General features: G+C 55.8%; 15 protein-coding genes. 4 read left to right on the top strand and 11 right to left on the bottom strand.

Annotated features, from left to right (window positions below):
- Nucleotide 1: 1 nt before the first annotated feature.
- On the bottom strand, nt 2-223 hold the full coding sequence (locus SK50_RS07060) for a DUF2754 domain-containing protein (protein WP_015571318.1): 222 nt from the start codon (nt 221-223) through the stop codon (nt 2-4).
- A gap of 247 nt (nt 224-470) precedes the next feature.
- On the opposite strand from SK50_RS07060, the gene SK50_RS07055 reads away from it, so the two are divergent.
- Nucleotides 471-773: a DUF2755 family protein gene (locus tag SK50_RS07055; protein ID WP_003859159.1), complete on the top strand. Its 303-nt coding sequence runs from the start codon at nt 471-473 to the stop codon at nt 771-773.
- Here the strand turns inward: SK50_RS07055 and SK50_RS07050 are convergent, their stop codons facing one another.
- Both SK50_RS07050 and sbmA read right to left on the bottom strand, forming a co-directional pair.
- The gene (locus SK50_RS07050) at nt 774-1871 is read right to left on the bottom strand and encodes a DUF1615 domain-containing protein (RefSeq protein WP_017383149.1); all 1098 of its coding nucleotides are present in this window, start codon (nt 1869-1871) and stop codon (nt 774-776) included.
- 12 nt (nt 1872-1883) lie between these two features.
- Entirely contained in the window at nt 1884-3104 is a 1221-nt protein-coding gene (gene sbmA, locus SK50_RS07045; RefSeq protein WP_003859162.1) for a peptide antibiotic transporter SbmA, read from the bottom strand.
- 351 nt (nt 3105-3455) lie between these two features.
- Between sbmA and ampH the strand changes: the two genes are divergently transcribed.
- Nucleotides 3456-4616 (top strand): D-alanyl-D-alanine-carboxypeptidase/endopeptidase AmpH, encoded by a 1161-nt coding sequence (ampH, locus tag SK50_RS07040; protein ID WP_003859164.1) that lies wholly within the window; start codon nt 3456-3458, stop codon nt 4614-4616.
- A gap of 2 nt (nt 4617-4618) precedes the next feature.
- Here the strand turns inward: ampH and SK50_RS07035 are convergent, their stop codons facing one another.
- Complete coding sequence (locus tag SK50_RS07035; protein WP_048229244.1) at nt 4619-5245, bottom strand: helix-turn-helix domain-containing protein; 627 nt, start codon at nt 5243-5245, stop codon at nt 4619-4621.
- 89 nt (nt 5246-5334) lie between these two features.
- The gene (locus SK50_RS07030) at nt 5335-8109 is read right to left on the bottom strand and encodes an autotransporter outer membrane beta-barrel domain-containing protein (RefSeq protein WP_032652677.1); all 2775 of its coding nucleotides are present in this window, start codon (nt 8107-8109) and stop codon (nt 5335-5337) included.
- A gap of 440 nt (nt 8110-8549) precedes the next feature.
- Here SK50_RS07030 and hemB point away from each other — a divergent pair, with 440 nt between their 5' ends.
- The gene (hemB, locus tag SK50_RS07020) at nt 8550-9524 is read left to right on the top strand and encodes a porphobilinogen synthase (protein WP_015571323.1); all 975 of its coding nucleotides are present in this window, start codon (nt 8550-8552) and stop codon (nt 9522-9524) included.
- 128 nt (nt 9525-9652) lie between these two features.
- Nucleotides 9653-11353 carry a bifunctional ornithine lipid synthase OlsF gene (locus tag SK50_RS07015; RefSeq protein WP_045344605.1) on the top strand — a complete coding sequence of 567 codons (1701 nt, stop codon included), beginning with the start codon at nt 9653-9655 and terminating at the stop codon, nt 11351-11353.
- 79 nt (nt 11354-11432) lie between these two features.
- Here SK50_RS07015 and tauD read toward each other — a convergent pair whose 3' ends face one another.
- The 6 genes from tauD to mmuP form a co-directional block, all read right to left on the bottom strand.
- A complete protein-coding gene (tauD, locus tag SK50_RS07010; protein ID WP_017694443.1) occupies nt 11433-12284 on the bottom strand; it encodes a taurine dioxygenase in 852 nt (283 codons plus the stop codon).
- Nucleotides 12281-13108, bottom strand: a complete 828-nt coding sequence (gene tauC, locus SK50_RS07005) for a taurine ABC transporter permease TauC (protein ID WP_045344606.1) — start codon at nt 13106-13108, stop codon at nt 12281-12283. The genes tauD and tauC overlap by 4 nt, the downstream gene beginning before the upstream one ends.
- Nucleotides 13105-13872, bottom strand: a complete 768-nt coding sequence (gene tauB / locus SK50_RS07000) for a taurine ABC transporter ATP-binding subunit (RefSeq protein WP_048229242.1) — start codon at nt 13870-13872, stop codon at nt 13105-13107. Before tauB ends, tauC begins: the two co-directional genes overlap by 4 nt.
- A 10-nt stretch (nt 13873-13882) precedes the next feature.
- Nucleotides 13883-14845, bottom strand: coding sequence for a taurine ABC transporter substrate-binding protein (gene tauA, locus SK50_RS06995; RefSeq protein ID WP_017383142.1), 963 nt, complete (start codon nt 14843-14845; stop codon nt 13883-13885).
- 222 nt (nt 14846-15067) lie between these two features.
- On the bottom strand, nt 15068-16000 hold the full coding sequence (mmuM, locus tag SK50_RS06990) for a homocysteine S-methyltransferase (RefSeq protein ID WP_045344608.1): 933 nt from the start codon (nt 15998-16000) through the stop codon (nt 15068-15070).
- Nucleotides 15987-17387, bottom strand: a complete 1401-nt coding sequence (gene mmuP / locus SK50_RS06985) for an S-methylmethionine permease (protein WP_023303171.1) — start codon at nt 17385-17387, stop codon at nt 15987-15989. Before mmuP ends, mmuM begins: the two co-directional genes overlap by 14 nt.
- Between the last annotated feature and the right edge of the window lie 68 nt (nt 17388-17455).

The following is a 17455-nucleotide window of genomic DNA, read 5'->3' as shown; positions in this document are numbered from 1 at the left end:
GTTAGTCAGCTTTCTCTGCCGTCGTCGTCTCATCGGGACGACGGCGGATAATAAATCCCGCCAGCCAGAAACTGATTACCCAGGTTACCAGCCCAACCGCATAGGTTTGCCAGCCTTTCGCTTCAAATCCCAGCAGCCCGACAACACCGTTGAGAATAAAGATCAGCCCGATCGCAAAGGCGTAGTAATGCCAGTCACGGCGTAATTTGGAAGTGAGCTTCATGACAACTCCGGCAGAAAAAAAACTATCCTCTCACAGTTCGATAAAGGCGTCTGTGGCGGATACGTAAATTCTGAAATGCAGCGCAGTTTCACTTATGTTATCAATTTGTGACGTGATGCAGAAATCGACAATCCAGGAGAAATCCTGAGCCGAATTTCCCACGATTCTGATATTGACAAATGCTATGACCTGTCACACTCACCCTGTACGACGCGTATTAAACAGAGTGATATTTTCGGGAGGTCTTATGGCAGACTTTACATTGTCGAAACCGATTTTTGGCGGAAAACAACCAAAAACCTCCACGGCGGGGAATATTGCCTATGCCCTGTTTGTTCTGTTTTGTTTCTGGGCAGGAACCCAACTGCTGAATATGCTGGTGCATGCCCCTGGCGTGTATGAGCATCTGATGCAGGTGCAGGATACAGGCCGCCCGCGCGTTGAAATCGGTTTAGGCGTGAGCACCGTATTTGGACTCATTCCCTTCCTCGCGGGCAGCATGGTTCTGGGCGTGATTGCCCTTGTCCTGCGCTGGCGCAACCGCCACTGATTACAGTCCCATACAGCGTGCCCGACGATCGTCAACGCGTTTCGCGAACCAGGCGGTCGTCAGGTTACGCGTGATCTTCGGGCTTTCCAGCTGAATGCCTGGCAGAATGGCTCTGGGTAATGCCTTTCCACTTTTCTTCTCGGCCAGCGCAAAGACCTGCTTATACAGATCCGTTTTCTCAAACGCCAGGCTGTCGCCCTTCTCCAGCTGTCGGCGAATGTCGCTGTTGCTCATCTCCAGCTTCGTCGAGAGTTTTCGCACCGCACGTTCGGTGGTCCCGGCCTCACTGCTGCCGTAAGCAATGAGATCGCCGTCCAAAGCGAGCTTCACACCGCTGGCGCGGCTTACCGCATTCTGGAAGGCTGCATTTCGGCTGGCATACCAGCCCGCGTTAAAGTCGGCAAAGCGATACAGCGGTTTATCGTAGTTGGCCGGATAATTCAGCAGGTGATACGTCCCAAACCACAGCCCACCGCGCAGGGAGAAGACCTCCTGACGTACCGTACCGTCGATATCCCACGGATAGCCGTCGGTATGCTTTTCCGCAAATGCGATACTGACCTGCATCGGACCGCCGGTATGCACCGGATTTAGCGAGCCAAACAGCTTCTGCCCCATCGGCACCATATTGATGAAATCATCGAAAATGGCGCTAAGCTGTTTCTCGGTTTTCACCGTATCCAGCCGTTCACTGTAGCTTTTACCGTTTGGCGAGGTGATTTTAAGGGCGGTATGCACCAGGAAAACCGGGATATGCATCGATTCGGCCCGGCGGTCGATCTCCTTCCAGGCGATTTTGTTCAGGCCAGGCACTACAGGATCTGACTGATACATCGATTCCTGCTGCGCCACCGCGAGCACCGAGCAGATATTCTCCTCGGTAGGCGCGATCTTCTGGCTTTTGAAGGTCGCTGCCAGCGCGTCAGCCCACTCACTGCGATCCTTCACGCTGGCGGGCATCTTTTGCCGCACCACGCTCGCCACATCAACGGGCTTCTCCCCTTCTTTGAGCGGGGCAGCCCCTTTTTCGGCACAGCCCGCCAGCACAAAAGCGGCGAGTAACGTCAGCGGTAATGCACGTGGTACGGCAAATGGCATAGCAATTCCTTTTTAACCTAATGTATGGGTGACTTCCTGCACGTCCTTATCGTCCAGCTCACGCTCGAAACTGCGTAAACGTTTGTAGATGGACATCAGCTCCACCAGCGTAGTCCAGGAGCTGATCAGATACTGGAACGAACCGCGAACCTGACCAAAGACGTTGGTGATTTGGGTCATCAGACCGAGCGTAATCGTACCCGCAACGATGGACGGGAACAGCAGGAACAACCCGAAAACGTTATCAACCTGAAGATAAAGAATGCGCGCGATATTGAAATACATGTAATGGAAATAGAGGCGGAAATAGTTACGACGTACGGCGCCAAACAGCTCACGCACGGTAGGCGGTGACGCACGGTTGGCATCGTCTTCGCCATACACCAGTTCTTTACGGTAGGCCGCTTCCACGCGCTGGTTTTTAAACTCCAGCCCCGGCAGCTTGATCCCCACCACCGCCAGCAGCCCCGTTCCCATCAGCGACCAGACAATCGCAGCAATCACCAGGCCGTATGGCAGATGGCCGACAATCGGCAGCTCCGGAACGTGCGACGAGAGCGTCACCAGCACCGGCAGGAAGGCGATCAGCGTCATGATGGCGTTGATAAAGCTCACGCCCATATCTTCCAGAGTAGAGGCAAAACGCATGGTGTCTTCCTGCACACGCTGTGCGGCACCTTCGATATGCCGCAGGTGCTGCCAGTGTGCCATATAGTGTTCGTTCATCGCGGTACGCCAGCGGAACACATAGTGGCTGACGAAAAAGTTATTCATCACGCCAATCACCACGGCGATAAGGGCGATGCCGAGGAAGATCCCCACCTCATGGTAGAACTGGTTAATGGTCACTTTATGCGGCGAACTCAGCGCCGTCTGGATCAGATCGTAAAATGGCGCATACCAGGCGTTGACCGCTACGCCCACTTCCACCAGGAACCAGGTGACAAAGATGATTAACGACGTGCCGAGAATCGACCAGTATTGCCAGCGGTGAGGAGAATAGACAAACCAGAACATGGCAAAAAGCCCTACGCAGAGCACGTAATAAGCGTAGAAAAGCAGATAGCTCATGGACCAGAAGCGCGCTGCGCTAATGGGAATATCGCCCGTTGCCCCCGTAAGACGGGTCAGCCACGCGCCGCCACCGGCCTGCCAGAAAATGACAGCCAGCAGTGCCCAAATAAATGCCGACAGGAAAAAGGGCCCCGGCTTTGGGAAAAAAGACTTAAACATTGTGCTTCCTTCTTGTTGTTATGGCTGTTGCTGTGTTCAACATATCGCCACACGAAACCTTGCCTGTGCCAGCCTCCCGGCTCAGGCAAAAAAGTGAGACCTGCGGGTGAATTATTAGTTCGCTTCACAGTTTTCAGGAATTGTTTCGGTGCGTTTCATTCGCAACAGCGATCGTAGCGTCTATCATACGGTCGATGTCACAAAATGGGAGCCACGCCGCAAGTAAATTGTTCAAATTTACCCACGGTTACGTTTTTCTCGCTATCGTTATGCAAATCGGGCCATTGCCCGACGCCGATTAGTAGTATAACTACCCGTAACTTTCCTTATTCACTTGATGGATGCTTTTCGTTGAAACGTTGTCTGCTCTCTATCGCCGCGCTGTGTGCGGTGAGCCTGTCCACCGCCCAGGCAGCACAGCCTCTGACGGCCCCGGTTCTGGCCTCTGACATTGCCGATCGCTACGCGAACCTTATTTATTACGGCAGCGGTGCGACGGGAATGGCGCTGGTCGTGATCGACGGTAACCAGCGGGTGTTTCGCAGCTTCGGTGAAACACGACCGGGAAATAACGTTCGTCCGCAGCTGGATTCCGTTATCCGTGTCGCATCGATAACCAAGCTGATGACCAGCGAAATGCTGGTCAAACTGCTCGATCAGGGCGTGGTGAAACTCGACGATCCGCTCAGCAAATATGCACCGCCCGGCGCTCGCGTTCCGACATATCAGGGAACGCCGATCAGACTGGTGAATCTGGCGACCCATACCAGCGCCCTGCCGCGAGAACAGCCCGGTGGCGCTGCGCATCGCCCTGTCTTTGTCTGGCCAACCCGCGAGCAACGCTGGAACTACCTGAGCACAGCAACCCTGAAATCGGCCCCGGGCTCGCAGGCCGGCTATTCTAACCTGGCGTTTGATCTGCTGGCCGACGCTTTAGCGACGGCGTCGGGTAAACCTTACCCTCAACTGTTTGAAGAGCAGATCACGCGTCCGCTCGGGATGAAAGATACCACGTACACCCCTTCCCCGGACCAGTGCAAGCGTCTGATGGTGGCGGAAAAAGGGGCCAGCCCGTGCAATAACACGCTGGCCGCCATTGGCAGCGGTGGCGTTTACTCTACGCCTGGCGACATGATGCGCTGGATGCAGCAGTTCCTCTCATCGGATTTTTACGCGCGCAGCAATCAGGCCGACCGAATGCAGACGCTCATCTACCAGCGTGCTCAGCTACGACGCGTCATTGGCATGGATGTTCCAGGTAAAGCCGATGCCCTCGGCATGGGCTGGGTGTATATGGCGCCAAAAGATGGCCGACCTGGGATTATTCAAAAAACCGGTGGAGGTGGCGGATTCATCACCTACATGGCGATGATTCCGCAATCAAACGTAGGCGCTTTTGTGGTGGTCACCCGGTCGCCAAATACACGCTTCGTGAATATGAGTGATGGCGTAAATAATCTGGTGGCCGAGCTGAGCGCCAATAAAGCGCAGGTGCTTACGGCCTCTAACTGATCTCAATAGTCCGTGGGCAAACGGTTGATACTGATCAGTTTGCCCCGGCTCATATTGATGTAGTTCCCCTGCCGCAGCGCCGCCAGAACCTCAGCAACGACCGAACGAGAAATACGCGTGCTACGCTGAATATGATTCATAACACCAATTTTTGAACGTAGCGTGTCATCCCACTCGGCCATATTGATCAGCATCGCCCGGATTTGGCTATAGGAATTATTTCCGACCAATTGCATGTCACGTTTTCCCAATAAATGGTTAAGCCATGACAGCCAGCAGAAAGCCTCTTGCCAAAGTTGCGCGTCCTGAATAAGCTGGTACGCGTCAGATGCCGGTAAATAAAATCCGGGACAAGGCGTCTGTGCCATCAAAGAATATTCAAGATAGTTTTCATTTATCCATGCGCTTAAACCGTGGATATACGGTGCCCGCGCAATACCCATAAGTAATTCGTCTGATTTACGGTGGACGGCCGTCAGGCCGGATTGTATGACAACGGTCAATGGTTCATCATCATTATTGCCGGTAGTTATTAATTGTTGTGGTTCGATCTTAAATGGGGTACCGGCGACTTCCATACACTTTATGAGCCGGCTTAATTCAGAAAGTGGCTTCGCATTAACGTTCATGCATACCTCAAGTCATCTGTATCTGTCGGTTCTTTATAATTTTTAAAACACATAAAAAAGCGGGGGAAAAATCCCCCGCGCTTTCTATATTACCAGGTATATTTCACACCCAGGTTTGCTCCCCAGTTCTGGTCAACGTCGCCGCCGCCCAGATAAGTCGCATCAGTGTAAGCACTGAAGTTTTTCGTGAAGCTGAACTGAGTGCCCAGTCCCACGCGAACCGCAGAGCCTTCCACGCCGTTATCAATGCTGTCATTGTTGATATCAGCATTGTTGTCGGCATCGTCATACACGTAAGCCAGTTTGAAGTAAGGCGTTAATGCCTGCTCGCCGCCGTAGTTGAAGGTATAACCTGCATCCACGCCGAGCTCATAACGCATACTGTCGTAAGACTGACCATCGATACGCATGTCGTTGCTTAGCTGGTAGTCATCACCGGACTGGAACAGGCCAGAGATCGCCGCGTAAGGCGTGACGTAGCCAGACAGGTTTGGTTTCCAGTCATAGCCCAGTTTCATCCCGAAACCAACGGCGTCAGTCGTGGTATTACCGTCAACATACTGACCGTTGCTCATGGTAGCAGAGAGGTCGTTGTTGAAGCGGGTGTAGCTCAGGGAGCTGTCGAGGAAGATGTCGTTCATGAACTTCGCCGACGCGTAGATCATCGCAGTCTGGCTGTCCTGATCGACCTGACCAGTACGATCGCTGATATCACCCTTCGCGAAACCAGCCGCACCACCGACAATCCACTTCGCGTTATTACCGTCGATCTGAGTATCCAGACCTACCATAATGCCGCTTACGTCCTGATCGTAGCTAACGGTGCCATTATCCGCGTCAAAGTTGCCGCCGAAATAGCTCACCCATGCGCCGCCGTTATCTGCCAGGCCATGACGGCTGTTGGTCAGACGGGTACCCACGGTATCCTGTTGCAGATTCCAGATGTTGGTATTAGCAGAAGGAATGCTCAGCGCCATGTTGGCGTAGTCAGTCAGCTCTTCCTGCTGGAGAACAACGGTGTCGCCCTTCTGCTGCGCCTGATAGGTATAAGCACCTAAATCGGCTTTGTTTGCGGCAGTAAAGCTGGCTGCGGTATCCGCGTTATTGTCATAGACGCGAACGATCTCTTTGTTTTCGTAGTCAGCTACGGAGCCTGCGCCGGTCGCATCGTCGATGCGCACTTTATAGTTACCGGCAACGTCACCGTTCACCGCCAGATGGCCGTCAGAGTTCAGCGCGACAACACCATAGTCGTAGTCCGCTTTAGAGCGATCGTTGGTGATATAGCGTGCGTTGTTCAGGTCGCTGTTCAGCACATAATCACGGCTGGCAACGTTAAGCACACCGCCATCGGTCAGCACCATATTGTGCGTATCAACCTGACCCAGACCCAGAGCCAGCTCTGCACCGTTGTCCACGGTAATGGTGTTGGCATACAGCTCAGCTGTCTCTTCAGTGAGTGCAGCACGGCTGTAGCTATCCAGATACAGGCTGTCGGTAGCCACACCACCGCTGTCGCCAATATTCAGGCTAGACGCATTGGTCAGGGTGATGGAATCTGCCAGCAGGCCGGAGTTTTCAACATTGACCTGAGACTGGTTGTTCACCGTCAGCGCGTCGATGTTGGAGATCTTACGGGTATCCCACTCGGAACCGTTATCCAGCGCCACGTTGAACAGGCCGCTCTGATAAACTTCTTCACCTGCAACATGACCGTTGCTGTCAAAGGTAGAATCAGGCCAGATGCTGTTTGGAGAAAGCGTGTGCCAGTCTACATCGCTGTAGCCTTCACCATACATCTGCGCCGTGCCGATGGCTTCAACGCTGGACTGCGCGGCACCCACCCATTTACTGCCGTTGGTCAGCGTGACATCCAGCTTGTCGGTATCATCCCAGCCGTTGGTAGTTGGGTTATAGACGCCGTCATCGGTGGTATCCGTTGCCGGATCGCCATTCTCGTAGAAGTTGTTATCAAAGGTGCTGGCGAAAAGGATGTCGCCGGTAATGGTAGAGTGATCGAAGGTAGCGGTGGTCTGCATAGCGTTATCAGACGCGCCAGCAACAACGATCAGCGCCGCATCATCCGCAGCCGTGGCGTTGGTTTCACCGTAGTCGCTCGGCTTCGCCGTTTGACCGTAGAAGCCACTGGTACCCAGATCGCTGTACGCACCAGAGGTCAGCACAGAATCTTTCACCACCAGCGTATCGGTAAAGATATTGCTGCTGTTAGCAACGCCTTCAACACCGTCGTATGGCGTGTTATCCAGCTCCTGATAACCCTGCGTCAGCGTGATGCCCGCGATATGGGAGTTGTTCTGAATAACGATGTCAGATTCAACGTCCAGCGTGATCGCGTTACCCAGACCATAGGTGTCCAGATAATGCGTTTCAGTGGTTTCACCATTGACGACATCGTAGGCGTAATGCTCGTAGGTATCGTTGATGGTGGAGTTATCAACAGTCAGGCTAAAACGATCATACTGGGTATGAGTGGTACCGTCAGTATCCACGCCATCTGCACACGTCGTGGTCATACACTCTGACGTGATCATGCCGTTAATGGTGCTGTTAGAAATACTTAACGCGTTCGCACGGCCATTGACACCATCATCCAGATAGTATGTCGAAATAACTCCGTTTACGGTTGATTTATTGATGACTGGATAAATGTCACCATCATGTGTGGCATCTGAATAATCCCAGTCAGCATAACCATAATACCAGGGCGTGGACGCGGTATTGTCATAGCCAAAAGTATTATATGTTGTGCCGGATATATCTTTCGCATTGGCCTGAGAAGCGATAGCCAGTGTGCAGGCTAATGCAAGTTGTGATACAACCAGTTTCTTTTTCCATGTTTGCATTGGGTCATCCCTCCTCAGGGACGTAAGCAAGTTTGTCCATCAAATCATTTAGCAACATTAAATTGCGGAAGGAATTATGCAGTTTCAGTTCGAAAAGGTTCAATGAATGATTCCATTAAGTCCGTATTCAGACAAATAAGCTTGTAAACCCAGGACAATATCAATCATTATGAATAAATATTATAAATTCAACTGATTGCAAACTACTTTAGTTGCTTCGGCACATATAATAAAAAGCAATAAATCATTTATATTTATAATCCCGAACCAATATAGAAACCTCACCAATATTAAACACCAGAATAAGTTTTATAATATAGACAAAATACATACAGCGAATATTAGTCGATTTCGAAAATCTAAAAGACAACTTTAGTAAAACACCGCTCCCTGCTTTCAGGTACACTATACCTCTTTGTTCCACAAACATCAGGCATACCATGACCGATTTAATTGCACGTCCCCGTCGCCTGCGCAAGTCTCCCGCACTGCGCGCCATGTTTGAAGAGACAACACTGACCTTAAACGATCTGGTGTTGCCGATTTTTGTTGAAGAAGAGATCGATGACTACAAAGCCATCGACGCGATGCCGGGCGTGATGCGCATTCCTGAAAAGCATCTGGCCCGCGAGATCGAACGCATTGCGAATGCGGGCATCCGCTCGGTAATGACGTTCGGTATCTCCCACCACACTGACGCGACCGGCAGCGATGCCTGGAAAGAAGACGGCCTCGTCGCCCGCATGTCGCGCATCTGCAAAGAGAGTGTGCCGGAGATGATCGTCATGTCCGATACCTGCTTCTGCGAATACACCTCTCATGGCCACTGTGGTGTGCTGTGCGATCACGGCGTGGACAACGATGCGACCCTGCTGAATCTGGGCAAGCAGGCGGTAGTTGCCGCCGCTGCGGGTGCGGATTTCATTGCGCCTTCTGCGGCAATGGATGGGCAGGTACAGGCGATCCGTCAGGCGCTGGACGCTGCGGGCTTCACCGACACCGCCATCATGTCCTATTCCACCAAATTCGCCTCCTCTTTCTACGGTCCGTTCCGTGAAGCAGCCGGCACGGCGCTGAAAGGCGATCGTAAAACCTATCAGATGAACCCGCTGAACCGCCGCGAAGCGATTCGTGAGTCTCTGCTGGATGAAGCCCAGGGCGCTGACTGCCTGATGGTGAAACCAGCTGGCGCATACCTGGATATCCTGCGCGACATTCGCGAACGCACCGAACTGCCGCTGGGCGCCTACCAGGTGAGCGGCGAGTACGCGATGATCAAATTCGCCGCGCAGGCGGGTGCCATCGACGAAGAGAAAGTGATCCTCGAAAGCCTGGGGGCGATCAAACGCGCGGGCGCGGATCTGATCTTCAGCTATTTCGCGCTGGATCTGGCTGAGAAGAAAATTCTGCGTTAATCCGCTTTAGCGCCGGGTAACGACTTCGCCTTACCCGGCCTGCTCTCTGCGCTAATCTTCACCAAACTGCAATACAAACGACATCTCCTCCTTCTACTGTCTGGGCAAGACGGCAGGAGGAGTGATCAATGTTTAGTCTCGACAGCGTTCTTGATGACCTTTGGCCTCAGGCGAGGCCCGCACCCTGGCAAAAAAGTCTGTTAAAAAGACTGCTTCACGAAGACGAATTTCAGCAGTTTGCCGCCAGCCACCGTCACCTGAAAGGGCTGGATATGGTGGAGCAGGTTCTGGAACACCTTGATATTCACTGCTCCGTTTCCGCCCGCGACCTCGAACAAATCCCCGAACACGGCCCACTCATTGTGATAGCGAACCACCCGACCGGCACCCTGGATGGGCTGGCGCTGCTGTATGCCGTTTCCCGCGTGCGCCGCGACGTCAGGGTTGTTACCAACAGGATGCTGTCCCACCTTGAGCCCCTCAGTTCATTATTTATTCCCGTAGATAATATGGGCGGCAGAACCGCAAAATCCTCGCTGATACAGATGGAGCAGCACCTGCAAAACGCCGGCGTGCTGATCTTCTTTCCGGCGGGCGAAGTTTCCCGCCCAACGCGCAAAGGCATCCGCGATAAAAAATGGCATCCGGGCTTTATCAAGCTGGCCGGCAAACTACGGGTGCCGCTACTCCCGGTACATATCCAGGCGCACAACAGCCTGCTGTTTTATGCCAGTACCCTGGTCTCGCCAACGATATCCATGCTGCTGCTGATGCAACAGATGTTTCGCCGCCGTCACAGTCAGCTGCCGATCAAAATCGGCCAGCAGATTTCCTGGAATGACCGGTTTAGTTCTACCCTTTCATCGCGTGAGATGGCCGAGCAGTGTCGTCAGCACGTGATACGTCTTGGCAAGGGATTGCCTGGCGTCTTTAAAACCCAGTGCGCCATTGCCCGCCCGGAAGACAGGGCCACGCTGAAGCGCGAACTGGCGCAGGCCGAGTGTCTGGGCAAAACCAGCGATGGTAAGGCCATCTATCTTTGGCAGCGCAACGGGCAGGAAGAGGCGCCTCTGCTGCGCGAGCTGGGGCGGCTGCGCGAGATTGCCTTTCGTGCCGTGGAGGAAGGCAGCGGGAAGCGCCGGGATACCGACAGCTACGATGATGACTATCTGCACCTTATTCTGTGGGATGACGATGACCTGGAGATTGTCGGCGCGTACCGCTTTATGCCAACGGCCATGCAGGTGGAAAAGCGCGGCGTCGAGGGGTTGTACAGCTACAGCCTGTTCCACTACGACGAAAAAATGCAGGACATACTGGAGCACGGTATTGAGCTGGGGCGCAGCTTTATACAGCCGCGCTACTGGGGGCGTCGCGGTCTGGACTATCTGTGGTCAGGTATTGGCGCCTATCTGGCACGCTATCCCCATTACCGCTACCTCTTTGGCCCGGTCTCCATCTCCGGCGGCTTACCGCCTGCCGCACGGGATCTGCTGGTGGCGTTTTATCGTCTCTGGTTTCCGGCCAGCCATCCTTTAGCCGCCTCGCGTCAGCCCTACCCGGCCTCACTTCCGGACGTGCTGGCGCAATTTGGCGGGGTGGATTACGTGGATGACCTGACAAAGCTGAAATCCCTGCTCGGCAACCTGGGTTGCGGCATCCCGCCGCTCTACAAACAGTATTCCGAGCTATGCGAGCCCGGCGGCGTGCAGTTTATCGATTTCGGCAGCGATCCGGCGTTCAATAACTGTATCGACGGGCTGGTGCTGGTGGATCTGTGTTATCTGAAGGCAAACCGCTATCAGCGGTATATAGAGGCACACCTTTAGCTCCGTTGCCCGGTGGCGCTGCGCTTACCGGCCCTACAATTAAACGTAGGCCGGGTAAGGCAACGCCGCCACCCGGCAATCAAGGCGCACGGTAAAACGGCTTATCCCCCAGGATCGTCGCCCGCTGCATAATCCTTCGCTGCGGCAGGTAATCCGCATTGGCGTAATGCTGCGTGACGCGGTTATCCCAGATCGCCAGATCGTTCTCCTGCCAGCGCCAGCGCACCTGGAACTCCGGTTTGGTGATGTGCGCGAACAGGAAGCCAAGCAGCGCCTCACTCTCTTTTTCCGCTACGTCCACGATGCGCGTGGTGAACCCTTCATTCACAAACAGCGCCTGCTTTCCGGTCACCGGATGGGTACGCACCACCGGGTGCAGCAGCGGGGGATGTTTTGCGACCGCATCCAGCCAGCGCTGGTGCTCCTCTTCGCTTTTGCGGTACTTGTACTCCGGGAACGATTTTTTGAAGTCATGCTCCGCCCGCAGGCCGCTCAGCAGGGTCTGGAGCGGCGCGGAGAGCGCCTCAAACGCTGCGATCCCGCTGGCCCACAGCGTATCCCCCCCCGTCTCCGGCAGCTGTTTTGCTGCCAGAATCGCCCCGGCTGGCGGTGTGTCGATAAAGGTAACGTCCGTGTGCCAGTTGTCATTATCGGGCGGGTTATCGTTATGGGTGTCCAGCACGATAATTTCCTCCACCCCTTCCGCATGCGGGTAGACCGGGTGGATATGCAGGTCGCCAAAACGCAGGGCCAGCGCGCGCTGCTGCTGCGGGGTAATGGCCTGTTCACGCAGGAACACCACCTGATGACGCAGCACCGCGTGGTACAGCTGCTCAAACTGGTTATCGCTCAGCGGACGGGTTACGTCCAGGCCCGACACCTGCGCGCCAATATACGGCCCCAGCGGGGTAATGGTCAGTCGTTCACTCATTGTATTTCTCCATGCCAGGGCGTCAGGCGACGCTGTAGCGCGCGCAGTCCCAGTTCTAATCCAAAGGCAATCGCGGCGATCACCGCGATCCCTGCCAGTACCACGTCAGTCGCCAGGAACTCTCCCGCCGACTGCACCATAAACCCAAGGCCGCGCGTGGCGGCTATCAGCTCTGCCGCCACCAGCGTAGACCAGCCCACCCCAAGGCCGATGCGCAGCCCGGTCAATATCTCCGGCAGCGCGCCCGGTAAAATGACGAACAGCAGTACCTGCACGCGGCTGGCGCCGAGCGACTGCGCCGCACGTATGCGTACCTGCTGCGCACTCTTTACGCCAGCCAGGGCCGACATGGCTACCGGCGCAAATATCGCCAGGTATATCAGTAAGATCTTTGACGTCTCGCCGATGCCAAACCAGATCACCATCAGGGGCAGGTAAGCCAGCGGCGGGACGGGACGGTAAAGCTCTATCAGCGGGTCGAGAATGCCGCGTACCGTCGGGCTCAGTCCCATCGCGATCCCCACCGGAACGCCAATAATGACCGCCGCCAGCAGCGCCACCAGAATACGCGTCAGACTGGCGCCTAAATGCTGCCAGAGCGTGGCATCCATAAAGCCCTGCGGCCCGGCGATAGTAATCAGTTTTTCCAGAACCTGACCTGGCGGGGGCAGAAACAGCGGGCTGATCCACTGCTGCGCGGCAACCGCCCACCATACCGCCAACAACACCACCAGCGTGCCGACGCTTAAGGAGAGCTGGCGAGAGAACGGCCAGCGTAATGCAAGGCGCGTCCGCCGCGTTTTTTCACTGAAAACAATGCTCATGAGAACGCCTCCCGTTGCTCAAACACGCGGCTTAAGACGTATTCACGCTGTTCAATAAACAGCGGATCGGATTTGATGCTGCGTACCGGCTCTCCCGCCACATAGCGGCGGGCAAAGTCAAGCGGCAGGCGCTCCAGCACGCGTCCCGGCCCCGGTGAGAGCAGCACCAGCTCCGTCGCCATAAACACGGCCTCTTCGATATCATGGGTGATTAACAGCACCTGCTTGCCGGTTTCGTGCCACAGGCGCAGCAGCAGGGTTTGCATCTGCTCGCGGGTGAAGGCATCCAGCGCCCCGAAAGGTTCGTCCAGCAACAGCAGCTGTGGGTTAGCCGCCAGCGCACGGGCGATCCCGACGCGCTGACGCTGCCCGCCTGAAAGCTGCCAGATAAAGCGTTTTTCAGCCCCCTCCAGCCCGACCTTTTTCAGCATATCGCGCGCCGTTTTCAGGCGCTGTTCACGCGCTACACCGGCCAGTTGCAGACCAAATGCAACGTTTTCCTGCACGTTTCGCCACGGGAGTAGTCCTTCATTCTGAAAGACCACGCCGCGCTCTGCGCCCGGCCCCGTTACCCGTTTCCCTTCCAGTTGGATCGTGCCGTGCTGATACGGTACAAACCCGGCGATCAGGTTCAGCAGCGTCGTTTTCCCGCAGCCGGACGGTCCCAGCACCACCAGCAGTTCACCGCTGTCCAGCGTCAGGTTGATCTCTTCCAGGGCGGATTTGCCGCCGTAATCGGCAGACAGGTTTGTAATGTTCAGCATTGCAGCCCCCTTATTTCACAAAGCGATCGGTCACGAACTGGCTGTAATCCGCCGCCACCGCAGGCACTTTGCCCTGCTCTTTCAGGAACGTGGCAGTGTCGACAATCGCTTTGCTCACCGGCCCGTTCAACTGCTGGACCTGCTGCGCAGGCGTCAGATAGGTGTTGCCTTTTACCAGCCCCGGCACGTCAGCTTCCGGCACGCCGCTCAGACGTGAGAGCTTCTCCAGGTTGGCGGGATGTTTCAGCCATTCATCCGGGTTGCTGATGTATGGCTGCTGTGCGTCGATGGCGCTTTTGGCGAAGGCTTTCACCACTTCAGGGTGTTTCTCGGCAAAGTCCTTCCGTACGACCCAGACGTCAAGGGTTGGCGCGCCCCACTGCCCCACTTTTTCGGAGTCGGTCAGCACGGTGCCCTCTTTTTCCAGCTCGTTGACGGCGGGCGCCCAGACGTATGCTCCGTCGATGTCGCCACGCTGCCAGGCGGCAATAATCGCCGGAGGTTGCAGGTTAATGATCTGCACCTGGCCCGGCTTAATGCCCCAGTGTTTCAGCGCTGCCAGCAGGCTGTAATGCGTGGTGGAGATAAACGGCACCGCGATGCGTTTGCCGATCAAATCTTCGGGTTTCGTGATGCTTTTCTTCACCACCAGCGCTTCGGAATTTCCGAGCTGCGACGCCAGCAGGAAGACTTCAATCGGCACCTGCTGGCTGGCGGCCACCGCCAGCGGGCTGGAGCCCAGGTTGCCAATCTGCACGTCGCCCGAGGCTAACGCCCGCACAATCGCCGCGCCGCTGTCGAACTTGCGCCAGTCGACGTTCGCCCCGCTCGCTTTGGCAAAGGTGTTGTCCGCCTGCGCAACTTTCGCCGGCTCAGCGGAAGTCTGATACGCGACGGTGACGTCCACCGCCTGCGCCTGAAATGCCCACAGCGCCAGTGCGCCGAGAAGTGTGATCCGCGATGAAATTGCCATAATGTCTGCTCCTCTTGTTGTTATGAGGGCAGTATTTCCGGCGCGAGAATTTTGATAAAGGAATAAAAAAGAATCGCTAATGACGATTCGTTTTTAGAAAAAAAGCGGGAAAGGATAGTGAATTTTGTGCGGTTGTTTCTCCGGGTGGCGCTGCGCTTACCCGGCCTACGGTTCGTGCAATTTGTAGGCCGGGTAAGGCGCAGCCGCCACCCGGCAAAGACCTCAGCGCTGAACCGTCAGCGCAGCAATATCCTGCGGCGTGGTGCGACAGCAGCCGCCAATCAGCTTCGCACCGGCATCCAGCCACTGCGGTAAATACCCCGCCAGCGTCTCGCAGGCGTCACCATGGTGATGCCAGGTTTTGCTCACCGCATCATAATGCTCGCCGGAATTCGGATAGACCACCAGCGGCAGCGACGTCAGGCTGTGCAGATGCGTCAGCGCCGCGGTGGTGTTTTCCAGCGCGATACAGTTGATCCCCAGCGCGACAACCTGTGGATAGCTTTCGAGCGCAGAAACGACATCCCGCAGCGGCGTCCCGTCACTCAGATGCTCGCTGTCACGCAGGGTAAATGAGAACCATGCCCGGGCGCGAGGATACGCCGTCAGCAACGCCGCCAGCGCCTTAATCTCCGGGAAAGAAGGCAGCGTTTCACAGGCCAGCAGATCCGCGCCCGCATCCAGCAGCGCCTCCACGCGGGGAAGGTGGAACGCGGTGAACTCTTCAGCGCGACGCACATAATCTCCGCGATATTCAGATCCATCGGCAAGATACGCGCCGTACGGCCCTACCGACCCCGCCACCAGCAGCGTGCCCGCCTGCGCATTCTCTGCCAGGTACGCTTCCCGCGCTTTGCGTGCCAGCTCTACGCTTTTGCCAATCAACGCCCGGGATTGCGCCTCGTCCAGCCCGCGTGCGACAAAGCCCGCAGGCGTGGCCTGATAGCTGGCGGTGATCGCCACCTGTGCCCCCGCGCGGTAATAGTCGAGGTGCACATCCCGGATCAGCTCCGGGTTTTCCATCAGCACTTTGGCCGACCAGAGGCTGTCGGCAAGGTTACAACCGCGCGCTTCCAGCTCCGTTGCCATCGCCCCATCCAGCACGACAAACGGCTGGTTTTCAAGGAGGCCGGTAAGCGGATTATTCTGCGACATGTTCAGGCTCCTGCGTGGTCAGGTTTCGGGTCAGGTAGTACGCACCATAACACAGGGCGACAAACGGAAGCCCGCAATAAAGGGCAATACGCTGGCTGGGGTCAAACCACAGGCCGACGCAGGCCACCAGACAGAGGATAAAGCCAAGCACGGGCACCAGCGGATACCATGGCGCGCGATACTGCAACGCCGAAAGCGGCTGCCCGGACTGCACGTGACGGCGACGAAACACGAAGTGTGACGCGCAGATGCTGATCCACACCGCCACCACCGCAAAACCGGAAATAGCTGACAGGGCCACAAACACCGTATCCGGCGCGACCACGCTGGAGAACAGCGCCAGCACGCCACCCAGCATGGAAACGGAGAGCGCCGTCAGTGGCACGCCGTTTTTGTTGACGCGGGCAAAGCAGCGCGGCAGCGTTTTCTCGTTAGACAGAGACCACAGCATACGGCCAGAGGCGTACAGACCCGAGTTCGCCGCCGAGAGGATCGCCGTCAGGATCACGAAGTTAAAGATATCCGCCGCATACGGAATGCCGACCTTTTCAAACACCACCACGAACGGGCTTTTCTCCACGCCAGCCTGCTGCATCGGGATCAGCGCCGCCAGCACAAACACGGTGCCAATAAAGAAGATGATGAGCCGGGCGATGGTGGTGCGAATAGCAACCGGAATAACCTTGTGTGGGTTTTCCGTTTCTCCTGCCGCGATGCCGATAAGCTCCGTTCCGGAGAAGGCAAAGTTGACCGCCACCATGGTCATCAGGATCGGCAGACCGCCGTGCGGGAACCAGCCTTCGGCAGTAATGTTGCTTAAGCCCGGCGCCGGTGAACCGTCCTGCATCGGGATAAAACCGAAGATCGCCGCCCCGCCGAGAATAATGAAGGCGATGATGGTGATGACTTTCACCAGCGAGAACCAGAATTCCCCTTCGGCGAAGAAGCGCGTGGAAATGACGTTAAGAGCAAAAATCACCACGCAAAAGACGACGCACCACGTCCAGACGGGAACCTGCGGGAACCAGTACTGCATACAGAACCCGGCTGCGGTAAAGCTCGATCCCAGCGCCACTGTCCACGTAAGCCAGTAGAGCCACGCCACGGTATACCCTGTCGCCGGGCCAAGATAACGAGCGGCGTAGACGTGGAACGCGCCGGTTTCCGGCATTGCTACGGAAAGCTCGCCCAGACACTGCATAACCAGCCAGACCACCAGCGCACCAATAAGATACGCCAGCAGCGTGCCCGCCGCGCCGGTTGTCGAAATGATGTATCCGGTATTGAAGAATAACCCTGTGCCGATAACGCCCCCCAGCGAGAGCATAATCAGGTGACGGGTTTTCATGGTGCGCTTAAGCTGCCCGTTTTGTTGTTCTGTTTGCATATTACCTTCTAAACGTATGGACATCTAAACATCCAAAGAAGGGTGTTATACCGCGATTGTTAACAAAA

The organism is Enterobacter sp. BWH64 (genome assembly GCF_001037645.1).
Classification (GTDB): Bacteria; Pseudomonadota; Gammaproteobacteria; order Enterobacterales; family Enterobacteriaceae; genus Enterobacter; species Enterobacter hormaechei_C.
The sequence above is the reverse complement of the archived record's forward strand: the minus strand, read 5'-3'. Positions and strand labels throughout refer to the sequence as shown.